This is a genomic window from Nakamurella sp., assembly GCF_048594475.1.
In the GTDB taxonomy this organism is placed as follows: Bacteria; Actinomycetota; Actinomycetes; order Mycobacteriales; family Nakamurellaceae; genus Nakamurella.
Genome location: NZ_JBMDXT010000419.1, coordinates 33,734 through 46,661, shown reverse-complemented (window position 1 = coordinate 46,661; position 12,928 = coordinate 33,734). Strand labels below are relative to the sequence as shown.

At 72.6% G+C, this 12,928-nt stretch carries 11 protein-coding genes; 5 read left to right on the top strand and 6 right to left on the bottom strand.

All coding sequences use genetic code 11. From position 1 onward, the window contains the following. Window positions 1-19: 19 nt before the first annotated feature. Both ACOJUF_RS19210 and ACOJUF_RS19205 read left to right on the top strand, forming a co-directional pair. On the top strand, window positions 20-874 hold the full coding sequence (locus tag ACOJUF_RS19210; protein ID WP_420123426.1) for a DUF2786 domain-containing protein: 855 nt from the start codon (window positions 20-22) through the stop codon (window positions 872-874). Next, window positions 867-1,361 carry a TIGR04338 family metallohydrolase gene (locus ACOJUF_RS19205; protein ID WP_420123423.1) on the top strand — a complete coding sequence of 165 codons (495 nt, stop codon included), beginning with the start codon at window positions 867-869 and terminating at the stop codon, window positions 1,359-1,361. The genes ACOJUF_RS19210 and ACOJUF_RS19205 overlap by 8 nt, the downstream gene beginning before the upstream one ends. A 9-nt stretch (window positions 1,362-1,370) precedes the next feature. Here the strand turns inward: ACOJUF_RS19205 and ACOJUF_RS19200 are convergent, their stop codons facing one another. From ACOJUF_RS19200 to ACOJUF_RS19190, 3 genes are read right to left on the bottom strand one after another with little or no spacing between them, the layout of a single operon-like run. Continuing rightward, the gene (locus tag ACOJUF_RS19200) at window positions 1,371-1,763 is read right to left on the bottom strand and encodes a response regulator (RefSeq protein ID WP_420123422.1); all 393 of its coding nucleotides are present in this window, start codon (window positions 1,761-1,763) and stop codon (window positions 1,371-1,373) included. Window positions 1,764-1,771: 8 nt separating this feature from the next. Then, window positions 1,772-2,515 (bottom strand): response regulator transcription factor, encoded by a 744-nt coding sequence (locus ACOJUF_RS19195; RefSeq protein WP_420123421.1) that lies wholly within the window; start codon window positions 2,513-2,515, stop codon window positions 1,772-1,774. Further along, entirely contained in the window at window positions 2,512-4,968 is a 2,457-nt protein-coding gene (locus ACOJUF_RS19190) for a PAS domain S-box protein (protein WP_420123420.1), read from the bottom strand. The genes ACOJUF_RS19195 and ACOJUF_RS19190 overlap by 4 nt, the downstream gene beginning before the upstream one ends. Window positions 4,969-5,111: 143 nt before the next feature. On the opposite strand from ACOJUF_RS19190, the gene ACOJUF_RS19185 reads away from it, so the two are divergent. Further along, a complete protein-coding gene (locus ACOJUF_RS19185; protein ID WP_420123419.1) occupies window positions 5,112-6,113 on the top strand; it encodes a pirin family protein in 1,002 nt (333 codons plus the stop codon). A gap of 214 nt (window positions 6,114-6,327) precedes the next feature. Continuing rightward, on the top strand, window positions 6,328-8,499 hold the full coding sequence (locus tag ACOJUF_RS19180; protein ID WP_420123418.1) for a glutamine synthetase III: 2,172 nt from the start codon (window positions 6,328-6,330) through the stop codon (window positions 8,497-8,499). Between the two features lie 203 nt (window positions 8,500-8,702). Here the strand turns inward: ACOJUF_RS19180 and ACOJUF_RS19175 are convergent, their stop codons facing one another. From ACOJUF_RS19175 to ACOJUF_RS19165, 3 genes are all read right to left on the bottom strand, one after another. Beyond that, on the bottom strand, window positions 8,703-11,108 hold the full coding sequence (locus ACOJUF_RS19175; RefSeq protein WP_420123417.1) for a HelD family protein: 2,406 nt from the start codon (window positions 11,106-11,108) through the stop codon (window positions 8,703-8,705). A 78-nt stretch (window positions 11,109-11,186) separates the two neighbouring features. Beyond that, complete coding sequence (locus ACOJUF_RS19170) at window positions 11,187-12,164, bottom strand: NADPH:quinone reductase (RefSeq protein ID WP_420123416.1); 978 nt, start codon at window positions 12,162-12,164, stop codon at window positions 11,187-11,189. A gap of 53 nt (window positions 12,165-12,217) precedes the next feature. After that, the gene (locus ACOJUF_RS19165) at window positions 12,218-12,649 is read right to left on the bottom strand and encodes a hypothetical protein (protein WP_420123415.1); all 432 of its coding nucleotides are present in this window, start codon (window positions 12,647-12,649) and stop codon (window positions 12,218-12,220) included. Between the two features lie 137 nt (window positions 12,650-12,786). On the opposite strand from ACOJUF_RS19165, the gene ACOJUF_RS19160 reads away from it, so the two are divergent. Further along, window positions 12,787-12,924: a hypothetical protein gene (locus ACOJUF_RS19160; protein ID WP_420123414.1), complete on the top strand. Its 138-nt coding sequence runs from the start codon at window positions 12,787-12,789 to the stop codon at window positions 12,922-12,924. Window positions 12,925-12,928 lie beyond the last annotated feature (4 nt).

Below are 12,928 nucleotides of genomic sequence, written 5' to 3'. Positions count from 1 at the left end.
TCGAGCGGGGACCGGATCGATGAGCGACAAGGATCTGACCAGGATCGCCGCGCTGCTGCGCAAGGCGGAGGGCACCGACAACGAGCACGAGGCGGACGCGTTCCTGCAGGCCGCGCAGCGCCTGGCCACCCTGGCCTCGGTCGACCTGGCCGTGGCCCGCGCGCACACCGAGCGCCGGGAGCGGCGGCCCGTGCCGACCCAACGGGCGGTGGTGATCGGTGAATCGGGCAAGCGCGGCCTTCGTACCTACGTCGAGCTGTTCCTGGCGATCGGCCGGGCCAACAACCTCACGTGCGACATCGCCCGCGATTCCACGCGGGTGCACGCGTTCGGGTTCGACACCGACATCGACATGACCGAGACGCTGTACGCCTCGCTGGTCGTGCAGATGGTGCGGGCGTCGGACGCCTACATCAAGTCCGGGGACTACGCGCTGGAGACGGTGATCCGGCGGGTCACCGTGACCACGCCCGGCCGCGCCGGCGGCTGGCGGCGGGAGGACCGGTACGTGGAGAAGCCGGTGCACGCCACGACCGCGCGGATCAATTTCCAGCAGGCCTTCGCCCAGCGCATCGGAGCCCGCCTGGCCCAGGCCAAGCAGGAGACCGAACAACGCCTGGTCGCCGAGCGGCCGGGACCCGAGGGTGCGGAGGCGGGCGGGGCCGGCGTGGCGCTGGTGCTGCGGCAACGCGAGGTCGAGCTGGCCGACCACTACCGCGCGCATTCCACCGCCCGCGGCACCTGGGCGGGCAATCGGGCCACGGCGGGCCGGTCCGAACGGTCCCGGCAGGCGGGCGACCGGGCCGGCCGCCGTGCCCGGCTGGCGCCGGAACAGGCGATCGGCGGTCGGCGGACGGCGCTGGACGGTGGCTGACCGGCAACGGAGCCGGGTCTACGAGGCGGAGAACCTGGTGCACCGTCTGCTCGACCGGTCGGTCGACCACCCGGTGGTGGAGATCGCCGGCTCCCGGCTGACGTTGCCGCCCGAACGCCGCTTCGCCGACATCGCCTCCGTACAGACCTATCTCGACCGGGTGCTGGGCCTGGACTGGATCCGACGGAGCTGGCCGCGGGCGGCCGATCCGGTGCGGGTCCGGGAACGGGCCGGCGGCGCCCGGGCGCACTACGAGCGCGCGGGGGCGACGATCGCGGTGCCGACCCACCGGACCGGTGGTGGCTGGGCGCTGCGCGAGCTGGTGGTGCTGCACGAACTCGCCCACCACCTGGCCCCCGACGACGAGGTGCCGCACGGCGGGCCGTTCGTCGGCCGGTTGCTCGACCTGGTCGACGGCGTGGTCGGCCCGGAGGCGGCCCTGCTGCTGCGCATCACCATGCTCGACACGGGTGTGCGGATCGGCTGAGGGCGGCGATCAACTGCGGGGACCCAGGCCCGCGGCCCGGCGCAGCGCCTGGATCAGCGGCGACAGCCGGCCCGTCTTGAGCACGAACTGGTCGGCGCCCGCCGCCAGCATGCCGTGCCGGACGATCTCGTCGCTCTGGCCGGAGAAGACCACGATGTGCAGGCTCGGGCAGATGTGCTTGGCCTCGACGGCGACCGCGGGGCCGCCACCGGGCATGTTGACGTCCAGGATCAGGATGTCCGGGCGCCGGGTCCGGATGCCTTCCAGGCAGCTGGCCCCGTCGACGGCGAAGCCGACCACGGTGAACGCGGGCAGCTGGGCGAGCAGGTCGCCGATGGCGTCCCGGAGCTCCTTGCGATCGTCACAGATCAGCACCGTCCGGGTGTCCGATCTGGTCAACACGTGCCCGGTCACGGCGCGTCGGCCAGGATGTTCTGCCGGGTCGCGATCGCGACGGCCTCCAGCCGGCTGTGCGCCCCCAGCTTGCGCATGATCGATTGCACGTGGTTGCGGGCGGTGGCCTGGGAGACGACCAGCGCGGCGGCCAGGCCGGCGGTGCTCTTGCCGTCGACCAGCAGTTGCAGCACCTCGCGCTCGCGGGCGGTCAGGTCGTCGCCGGCCTTGTGGCCGCGGCGGCCCATCCGGCCCATCACCCGGCGCATCGTCTCGACCGTGATGACGGCCTCGTCGTCGGCCGCCGCCCGCACGGCGCGAACCAGGTTGGCCGCCCGTTCCCCCTTGGGGATGAAGCCGGCCGCGCCGGCCTCGATGGCCCGGGTCAGCACGTCGTCGCTGTCGGAGGCGGTGACCAGCAGCACCTTCATCGATGGACATCGGTCCAGCAGGGTCGGCAGCAGATCCGTGCCCAGCCCGTCCGGCAAACGCTGATCCAGCAGCAGCACGTCCGGGTTGTGCCGCCCCACGGCGGCCAGGCCCTGGGCGCAGGTGTTGGCCACCTCGACGACCGTCAGATCCTCCTGGGCGTCCAGGGCCGCGGCGATGCTGTCCGCGACCAGCAGGTGGTCGTCGACGATGACCACCCGGACGGTGCGGTGACGGCGGCCGTTGTGGTTCGCGGCGGGACCCCGGTCGAACGGATGCTCGTGCAGGTCCTCGTGCATGTTGTGCAGGTTGTTGTATGCGTCACTGCTCATCGCGTACCGCCATCGCTCGCGGGAGGCGCGGGTGCGCCGCTGGACATCGTCAAGGTGACGGTCGTGCCCTGCCCCGGGCGGCTCCGCACCGTCAGCAGTCCCCCTTCGGTGGCGGCCCGCGCCCGCATGGTCATCATGCCGAGGTGGCCGGGACCGGCGTCGAAGCTGTCGGTGCCGACACCGTCGTCGCGCAGGCTGATCACCACCCGGGAGCCGTCCTGGCGGAGGGTCAGCTCGATGGTCTGCGCCTGAGCGTGCTTGCGGGCGTTGACCAACGCCTCGCGGAAGATCCGGAAGGCGGCGTCGGTGGCGGCCGCGCCGAGCGCCGGCAGATCCGTCGAGCTGGTCCGGATCCGGGTGGAGGTGCCGATGAAGATGCCCTCGGCCAGCCGCCGCAGGGCCGGCCCGAGGCCGCCGGCCAGATCCGGCGGGCTCAGCGCGGTGATCAAGGTCCGCAACCGGTCGACCGAGGACTCCAGCAGGCCGACCAGCTCGGCGATCTCCCCGCCGAACGCGTCCGACTTCATGCCGAGGATCTCCAGCCGCATCGCCACCGCGATGACCAGCTGCATCGGGTCGTCGTGGATCGCCTCGGCGAGCAGCACGCGCTCGCGCTCCTCGACCTGGCTGAGCTGGTCGAGCAGCTCACGCTGCTCGGTGGTCAGTTGTACCAGCCGGCTGGAGATCACCTTGCGCTCCTGGCGTTGCTGCTCGAGCCACTGCTGCAGCCGGTTCTCGTCCACCGCCGACCCGATCCGGTCGGCCAGCACCTGGACCAGGTCCTCGTCCCCGGCCGCGAACGGCGCCTGCGGGTCGGCGCGGAACACGCTGAGCACGCCCAGCACCTCACCCGCGTGGCGGACCGGCGCGGCGATGAAGTGCGCGACGATCCCCTCCGGGCGCGCCGTGTCCGGCAGCCGGTGGATCTCCGCCCACATCGCGGGATCGCTGCCGGCCACCAGCCGGCCCTGGGCGATGGCCGCGGCGGCGCCGGTGGCCGGGCCGGCGGCCACCGGCCCGGTGGTCTCGTGGACCGACGCGCCGGCCAGCGCCTTGAGGCCGGCCCGGACGACCGGGTCGGGATGCGCGACGGTGTCGCTCTCGACGGCCAGCCCGTCCGGCGTCATGATCCGCAGCAGGGCGCCGTTGCCGAGGCCGGCCGCGGCGACCTCGGCGATCTGCTCGGCCTTGGCCAGCAGCGACCCCGATTCGGTGGCCAGCAGGTCGCTGATCCGGCGCAGCAGCACCGTGCGCGCCTGGGCCGACGCGGCCAGCGCGGCCTCGGCCGTGCGGCGGGAGTACACCGACTCGGTGATGTCGGCGTGCGTGATCACCGCGCGCAGCAGCTTGCCGTCGGCATCGACCACGGCGTCGCAGCAGCCGCGCACGTACCGCAGCTCGCCGGTCCGGCCGTGCCGCAGCCGGTACTCCAGCGTGGCCCGGCCGCCGTCGGCCAGCACCTTGCGGTAAGTCCGCCGGATCTCGTCGCGATCCTCGGGCAGGACGAGTTCGTCGACGGCGAGCAGGCCCTCCTCGACCGTGGTGACCCCGAGCAGGTCGAGCAGGACGGGGTCGAAGTCCCAGCCGGTGATCGCGTCGAAGCGGCAGCTGCCGACCCGGCTCAACTCCTGCATCTGCTCGAGCTGCATCTGCCGGGCCCGCTCGGTGGAGACGTCCTCGGACAGGATCAGGCCGCCCACCACCTGCTCGTCGTCGGCCGTGATGGGGTGGACCCGCATGCGGAACTGGCTGCCGTTGACCGGGCTGCTGTAGTCCAGGTCCGAGGATTCGCCGCGCAGCGCCGCCCGGACCGGTTCGTCGATCTCGGCCAGCACCGAGGGCGGCAGCACCCGCTCCATCCGCTGCCCGCGCATGGCCGCCGAGTCGTAGCCCATGCGCTCGAGCAGCGCCCCGGCAGCCAGCAGGATGCGGGTGTCCCGGTCGAAGCTCAGGACGGTGCTGCTGGGCAGGTGCTCGACCACGTCCCGGTACATGCGCTCGCTCGCGGTCAGCGCGTTCTCGTGCTGGCGGAGCGCGGTGACGTCCCGGACCTGCACCAGGTAGAGCGGTGGCCCGGGGATCTCGCCCAACGGCTCGGACCGGATCTCCACGCCCAGCCGGTCGCCGGCCGCGGAGAGCATCATCCCGTCCCGGTGCACGTGGGCCAGCTCACCGGCGTGCAGCCGGGCGACGAACCCGCGCGCCGAGCGCGCCGAGTCCGGGGTGTGGAAGTCGGTGTACCGGCGACCGGTCAGGTCCGGCACGCCGAGGAGCCGGCCGGCGGCCGGATTGGCCCGCACGATGACCAGGTCGAGATCGACCACGAACATGGCGAGCACGGAGCGCTCGAACGCGGAGCCGAGCACCGCGTCCACGGCGTCGGTTCCGCGCAGGTCGGCGTCGTCTGCGGTGACCAGCGGTGTCCCTCCGTCCCGTGGCCGTGCCGTGCTCATGGCGGACCCCCTCCCCGCCAGCACACAGCGTAGTCGACGATTACACTATGCACACACTTCGTCGGCCGGCTCAACGCCCGGAAGGATGGACTTTTGCCGGGTTCCCGATCGTGGGCGGCCCGGGGCCGGGCTAGCCTGCGCAGATGACGAACGTCGACGCCGAACCCGCCGAACTCGTCTGCCGGGGCGGCCGGCGGCCCGCTCCGGACGCGGTCGAGGTGCTCGAACCGCGCGACGTCCCGTTGGGCGGCATCCGCGCCATGACGGTGCGGCGGACCCTGCCCCTGCGGCAGCGATCGCTGATCGGCGCGTGGTGCTTCGCCGACCACTACGGCCCGGACCGGGTGGCCCGCAGCGGCGGGATGGACGTCGCGCCGCACCCGCACACCGGGCTGCAGACGGTGAGCTGGCTGTTCGAGGGCGAGATCGAGCATCGCGACTCGGTCGGCTCGCACGCGCGGGTGCGGCCGGGCGAACTGAACCTGATGACGGCCGGCCGGGGCATCTCGCACTCCGAGGTCTCCACCCCGGACACCGACGTGCTGCACGGCGTCCAGCTCTGGGTCGCGTTGCCCGAGCCGGCGCGGGCGCTGCCGCCGGCCTTCGAGCACGTCGTGCCGGAGACACTGGCCGACGGCGACCTGCGCGGCCGGGTGTTCATCGGATCGTGGCTGGGCCTGACCTCGCCGGCCACCGTGCACTCGCCCCTGCTGGGCGCCGAACTGGTGCTGGCGCCGGGCGCGGCGGTCGAGCTGCCGTTGGACGCCGGATTCGAGCACGGCGTGCTGGTCGACTCCGGTGACGTCACCGTCCACGGTCGGCCGCTCGGCCGGGCCGCGCTGGCCTACCTGCCGCCCGGGACGGCGACCGTCCGGCTGACCGCCGGGGCGGCCGCGGCCCGGGTCGTCGTGCTCGGCGGGGAGCCGCTGGACGAGGAGATCGTCATGTGGTGGAACTTCATCGGGCGCAGCCACGACGAGGTGGTGGAGTTCCGGCGGGAATGGCAGGAAGAGATCGCCGCCGTCGCCGCCGGTGAGCCGCCGGCGACCCGCTTCGGGCGCGTCATGGGCTACCCGGGCGGCCCGCTGCCGGCTCCCGTCATGCCGGCCACCCGACTCAAGCCGCGGCCGCGGCCCCGGGGTTGAGCCCGCCCGTCGCCGCCCGACCATCGGCTGTTACGGTCCGTGTGCCCCGGCTCATCCCGTCCGGGTGACCGGCCGAGGGTTTTCCCCCCGATAAGGCTGTCGAAACACGCCCGTGACGGTCGGCTGACACCGTCGGTCTCCGCGTGCCCGGCTCCAGCCGGCGCGAACACCGACTGCGCACGGCACGTCGGCCGGATTCCGGGAGATCACGAGTATGAGCGGTAGCCAGTCACGTCGCCAGGCGATCAATGCGGTCACCGGGTACCAGGTGCCCGACAAGGACTTCACCGAGCCGCTGGGAGAGCTGTTCGGGCGCAACACCTTCAGCCCGGCCGTGATGAAGTCGCGGTTGCCCAAGTCGATCTACAAGTCGGTCATGTCGACGATCGACAAGGGCGCGCCGCTGGACCCGGCGGTGGCCGACGTCGTCGCGTCCGCCATGAAGGACTGGGCGCTGGAGAACGGTGCGTCGCACTATGCGCACGTGTTCTACCCGCTCACCGGGCTCACCGCGGAAAAGCATGACTCGTTCCTGTCCCCGGAGGACAGCGGCACTTCCATGGCCGAATTCGCCGGCAAGACCCTGATCCAGGGCGAGCCGGACGCCTCCAGCTTCCCCAACGGCGGCATCCGCAACACGTTCGAGGCCCGCGGTTACACCGGCTGGGACGTCACCAGCCCGGCGTACATCCTGGAGAACCCGAACGGCAACACCCTGTGCATCCCCACCGTGTTCATCTCCTGGACCGGTGAGGCGCTGGACAAGAAGACCCCGCTGCTGCGCAGCCAGCAGGCGATGAGCAAGCAGGCCGCTCGCGTGCTGGCGCTCTTCGGCCACACCGACATCGACACCGTCGTGTCCTACGCCGGCGCCGAGCAGGAGTACTTCCTGATCGACCGGCACTTCTTCTTCTCCCGCCCGGACCTGATGTCCAGCGGCCGGACCCTGTTCGGCGCCAAGCCGGCCAAGGGTCAGCAGTTCGACGACCACTACTTCGGCGCCATCCCCGAGCGGGTGCTGGCGTTCATGATCGAGGTGGACCGGGAGCTGTTCAAGCAGGGCATCCTGGCCAAGACCCGGCACAACGAGGTCGCCCCCGGCCAGTTCGAGATCGCCCCGCTGTTCGAGAAGGCCAACCTGGCGCACGACCACCAGCAGCTGATGATGACCACGCTGCAGCGGGTGGCGCAGCGGTACGGCATGGAGTGCCTGCTGCACGAGAAGCCGTTCGCCGGGGTCAACGGCTCGGGCAAGCACGTCAACTTCTCCATCGGCAACAACAACCAGGGCAACCTGCTCAACCCGGGCGACACCCCGCACGAGAACGCACAGTTCCTGGTGTTTTGCGCGGCCGTCATCCGCGGCGTGCACAAGTTCGGTGGCCTGCTGCGCGCCGTCGTCGCCTCGGCCCGCAACGACCACCGGCTGGGCGCCAACGAGGCCCCGCCGGCGATCATCTCGGTGTTCCTGGGGGCCCAGCTGGCCGACGTGTTCGACCAGATCGCCGCGGGCGCGCTGACCGGCTCCAAGGCGCCGGGCACGTTGACCGTCGGGGTCGACACCCTGCCGCCGTTCAAGGCCGACCCGGGCGACCGCAACCGGACCAGCCCGTTCGCCTTCACCGGCAACCGGTTCGAGTTCCGCGCCCCGGGCTCGTCGCAGTCGATCTCCGGGCCGATGGTCGCGATCAACACCATCCTGGCCGACTCGCTGGACTTCATCGCCACCGAGCTGGAAACCCTGATCGCCGGCGGCACCGAGTTCGACGCGGCCGTGCAAAAGGTGCTCAAGGACATCATCACCGAGCACGGCGCCGCGGTGTTCAACGGCGACGGCTACGCCGACGCCTGGCAGGTGGAGGCGGCGGAACGCGGCCTGAAGAACCTGAAGACCACCGTGGACGCGCTGCCCGAGTACGACCGGCCCGAGGTCAAGGACCTGTTCGAGAAGTACGCGGTGCTGTCCAACCGGGAGCTGGCCAGCCGGCTCGAGGTCTACCTGGAGCAGTACGCGCTCTCGGTGATGCTCGAGGCGTCGGAGACACTGGAGATCGCCAAGACCAAGATCCTGCCGGCAGCCATCCGGTACCAGGGTGAGCTGGCCGGGGCGGCGATGAACCTCAAGGCCATCGGCATGTCGTTCGACTCGCCGACCCTGGACGCCATCACCGCGTCGGTCGCGGCGCTGACCAGCGGCATCACCGGCCTGGAGACCGCCCTGGGCATCCACGCCGGCGAGTCCTCGATGGAGGAAGCGGTCTACGCGTTGGAGAAGCTCATCCCGGCCATGGCCGCGGTGCGCGCCGCCGCCGACGAGCTCGAGGGCCTGGTGGCCGACGACACCTGGCCGCTGCCGACCTACCAGGAGATGCTGCACATCCTGTAGGACCGCCGTCGCGAACCCGCCGCCGGCCGGCTCCGGCGGCGGGTTTCGCTGATCCAACCCGGGTCGAGTCGGGCATTCCGGCTGCGGCGACGCGGCTTTGATCAGCGAACTCCCGGCGGGACCGAGCGTTCGCTGATCAAACCCGGGTCGAGTCGGGCATTCCGGGTGCGGCGACGCGGCTTTGATCAGCGAACCCGGACGGGTCAGGCGGCGGGTTCGCGGAGCCGGCCCAGCACGGCGGGCAGGTCGCCGGTATGCAGGACGGTCAACCGCTGGGTCGTGCGGGTGAGCGCCACGTAGAGATCGGACAGCCCGCGGTCGGACTCGGCGATGATGCCGGCCGGGTCGGCCACGACGACGCTGTCGAACTCCAGGCCCTTGACCTCGGCCACGGTCAGCACGACCACGTGCCGGCGCAGGTCGGTGACCGTCCCGGGCTCGTCGAACAGTGACGGCTGGACCGGCTCGGGACCTGCCGGCCCGCCGGTGCGGGCCCGTTCGACCGCCTCGGCGACCGCCGCGCGCCGCGCCCGGGGGACGATCACCGCGACCGTGCCCGGCTCCTCGTCCTCGTCCCGCACGACGTCGACCACCTCCGCGGCCAGGTCGCCCGGCGCGACCCGGCGATGCTGCGGCCACACGCCCGCGTCGCGCACCGACCGGGGGGCCCGCAGCCCGGGATCGATCGCGGACAGCACCGGCTCGGCGATCGTCATGATCTCGGCCGGCGTCCGGTAGTTGACGGTCAGCTCCTCGACGCCGAACCGGCCGCGCACGTACGGCCGGAGCATCCGCGACCAGGACAGCGCGCCGGCCGGGTCCGAGGTCTGGGCCAGGTCGCCGACCAGCGTCATCGAGCGCATCGGGCAGCGCCGCATCACCATCCGCCAGGCCATCGCCGAGAGTTCCTGCGCCTCGTCCACGATGACGTGCCCGTAGGTCCACTCCCGGTCCGCGGCAGCCCGTTCCGCGGTCGAGGTCCAGTCGACCACCTCGTCGTGCAGGCCGGCCAGGGTGGCCGCGCTGACCATGCCGACCATGCTGTGCAGGCCGACGTCCTCGGGATCCAGGTCCTCGTTGGCGCCCAGCAGGTCCAGTACCTCGGCGGCGTACCCGCCGTCGTCGGCGCTGCCGCCCACCGCGGCGGCCGCCCCGGCCGCGTCGAGCACACCCAGCAGTTCGGCCGCCTCGTCCAGCAGCGGCACGTCGGCGGCCGTCCAGCCGGCCGGGTTCTCGGTTCGCAGCAGCAGCTCCCGGTCCCGCGGGCGCAGCGACTCGGCGGCAAACTCGATCCGCTCCGCCGAGCCGAGCAGGTCGGCCAGCAGGCGCTGCGGGGTCAGCGCCGGCCAGACGCCGCGCAGGGCGTCGCGCAGCCCGTCGTGCTCGATCAAGTCCTGCCGGATTGCCGCGAGATCGTCGGCGGTGGCCAGGCTCTCGCCGTCCGGGCCGGTGCCCAGCCGGGCGGCCACCTGGCGAACCAGGCCGTCGACGACCCGCCGCACGAAGACCGGCCGGGCCCGGTTGTGCGGTCGCCGCGAGGCCCAGGCCCGGTCCCGGGCCGGCCCGAGCACGGCCCGGTCGAGGGTCAGCACGCCGCCCGGGGCACCCGGGAACGGCACCGAGATGGGGGTGCGGGGCAGCGCCTGGCGGTGCAGCACCGCGTTGGCGATCACGGCCGTCATCGAGGTGCGGCCCTTGACCCGGGCGACCTCGGGGCGCTCGACCGCCCGCGCCGAGACCCCGGGGAACAGGTCGCCGACGGTCGAGAGCACCACCGCGTTCTCGCCGAGCGACGGCAGCACCTGGCCGATGTACTGCAGGAACGTCGGGTTGGGCCCGATGATCAGCACGCCGCGCTGCTGCAGCTGATCCCGGTGGTTGTAGAGCAGGTAGGCGGCGCGGTGCAGGGCGACGGCGGTCTTGCCGGTGCCCGGGCCGCCCTGCACGACCAGGATGCCGTTGAGGTCGGCCCGGATGATCCGGTCCTGCTCGGCCTGGATGGTGGCCACGATGTCGGACATCCGGCCGGTCCGGGGGGCCCGGAGCGCGGCCAGCAGCGCCGCCTCGCCGGCCGGTCCGCCGCCGGCCGTCCGGGCCCGGGCCAGCGCCTCGGCGTCGGACAGGTCCAGGTACTCGTCGTTCGCGGTCAGCACGCGGCGCCGCCGGGTCGTGATGTACCGCCGCTTGCGCAGTCCCAGCGGATTGGCGGCGGTGGCGACGTAGAACGGCCGGGCCGACGGGGCCCGCCAGTCCATCAGCAGCTGACGGTGGTCCCCCGAGTCGGCGAAGATGCCCATCCGGCCGATGTGCATGGACTCGCCGTCGGTGCGGTCGATGCGGCCGAAGCACAGGCGGTCCTCGGCCGCGTTGAGCGCGACCACCGCCGCGGCGTGATTGGTGTAGGCCAGGTCCCGTTCCACCCGGCCGCCCGGGGTGTTGTCGCTGCGGCTGATGTACCGGTCCCTCAGCTCGACGCGCTCGGTGCGCAGGGCGTCGAGCCGGCGGTACAGCTCGTCGACCGCGGCCTGCTCTTCGACGACGGGGTCGACCTCGTCACCGGCCGGAGCGTCGGTCGACGGTCCGTCGGAAACACTGTCGGGATCTGACACGCGGGCCCTTCCACTACACCGGCGCTCGCGCACGCGCGAGCCGGACAGGAAATCCTACTCCGGCCGGCCGGGGGTCGCTCAGATCGTCAGCAGCAGCCGCCCGTCGACCTCGCCGGACTCGATCCGGCGGTGGGCCTGCGCCGCCTGCTCCAGGGGGAGGCGGTCGGTGATCCGGGTGGTCAGCTCCCCGGCGGCGAGCATGGCGTTGATCAGGTCGGCGGCCTGCGCGAGTTCGCCGGCCGCGGCCCGGCTGATGACGAAACCGTCGATGGCGATGTCGTGGGTGTACAGCGGCGCGAGCGCGACGGTGACCGGGGCCCGGGCGGCGGTGACGAGCATCCGGCCGCCGGGCCGCAGGACCGCGGCGGCGACGTCCGTGTCGTTGGTGCCCGACGTGTCCCAGTAGACGTCGACGCCCTCCGGGGCGTGGGCGGCGATCCGATCGGCCAGGTCCGGGGAGCGGTAGTCCACGACGGCAGCGGCGCCGGCGGCCCGGCAGCGGTCGGCGTGGGTGTCGCGGGCCGAAGCAATCACCCGGACACCGGCCCGGACCGCCATCTCGATGGCCGCGATCCCGACGTTGCCGGCCCCACCGCCGACGAAGACCGTCCAGCCGGGCCGGATCCGGGCCCGGAGGAACCAGCCCAGGTAGGCGGTGACGGCGGGGTGGGCAACGGCAACCGCCACCTCCGGGTCGACGCCCGGGGGCAGCCGGTAGAGCCGGTCGCGGGCGACGACCGCGAGTTCGGTGGCCGCCCCCTGGCGGCCGGCGTGACCGAGGCTGTTGGCCCAGACCGGGTCGCCGACGGCCAGGCCGCGCACGGCGTCACCGGTCCCGGCGACCGTGCCGACCAGGTCGCGGCCCACGATGAACGGCAGCGGGATCGGGGTGTCGTACCGGCCGCTGCGGACGTAGGTGTCGACCGGGTTGACGCTGACCGCGCTGACCGCCACCAGGACGTCGTCGGGTCCGAGCTCGGGGACGGGCAACCGGCCGACCCGGATCGAGTCCGCCGGTCCTCGCTGCTCGACGTAGGCGGCCAGTCGGGTGCTCACCGCCCGATGATGGGGTTCGGCGACCGTGGCGGCAACCGGTCGTGAACGATCGCTCAGGGCCCGATCTCGATCCGGACCACGAAGGACGGCGCGGTCTGATTGCACTGCCGGTCCAGCGCGCCGCGGATCGTCCGGTCGTCGAAGAGCACCGGGCCGTCGCGCAGCTCCAGGGTCACCGGAGTTGGGTCCGGGCCGTCGGTGTCCAGGGCCGTCCCACCCAGGCGCAGCCGGTCGCCGGCCACCTCGATCGGCACGTCGTCCAGAAAGATCAGGGACCGTTCGAAGCGGTCGGAGCGACGCAGCCGGACGCACCCGGAATTCTTTGTCAGGGTGCCGCTTTCGGTGTAGAGGGGAAGCGGTCCGGAATCCGCGGCGCGGAGCAGCGAGAGCTCTGGCGGGTCGGATGGGCCACGACACGCGGCCGTCAGCCACAGCCCGACGGCGAGGCCCGCGATCTGCGGGATCGGGAGGGGGCGAGCCGTCACGCGGTCCGTCAAGCACGGGGCCGACCGCTCCGGGGCCTCTCGGTTGTGTGATAATGATTCTCAATAGGACCGACCCGGGTGGCCGGGCGGCGGCGGCCTGACGGTTCCGGACGCGGGAAGGGGGTGAGAACGACATGATGGTCACGCATTCGAAGATGCTGGAGGCCCTGGATCGGCTGGATTACGCCGCTGACTCGGTGGCGCATCCGACGTGTTCCAACGCGCTGGTGGAGGACCTGTTCGAGCAGGACTCCGACCAGCCGGCGGAGCAGTAGCCCG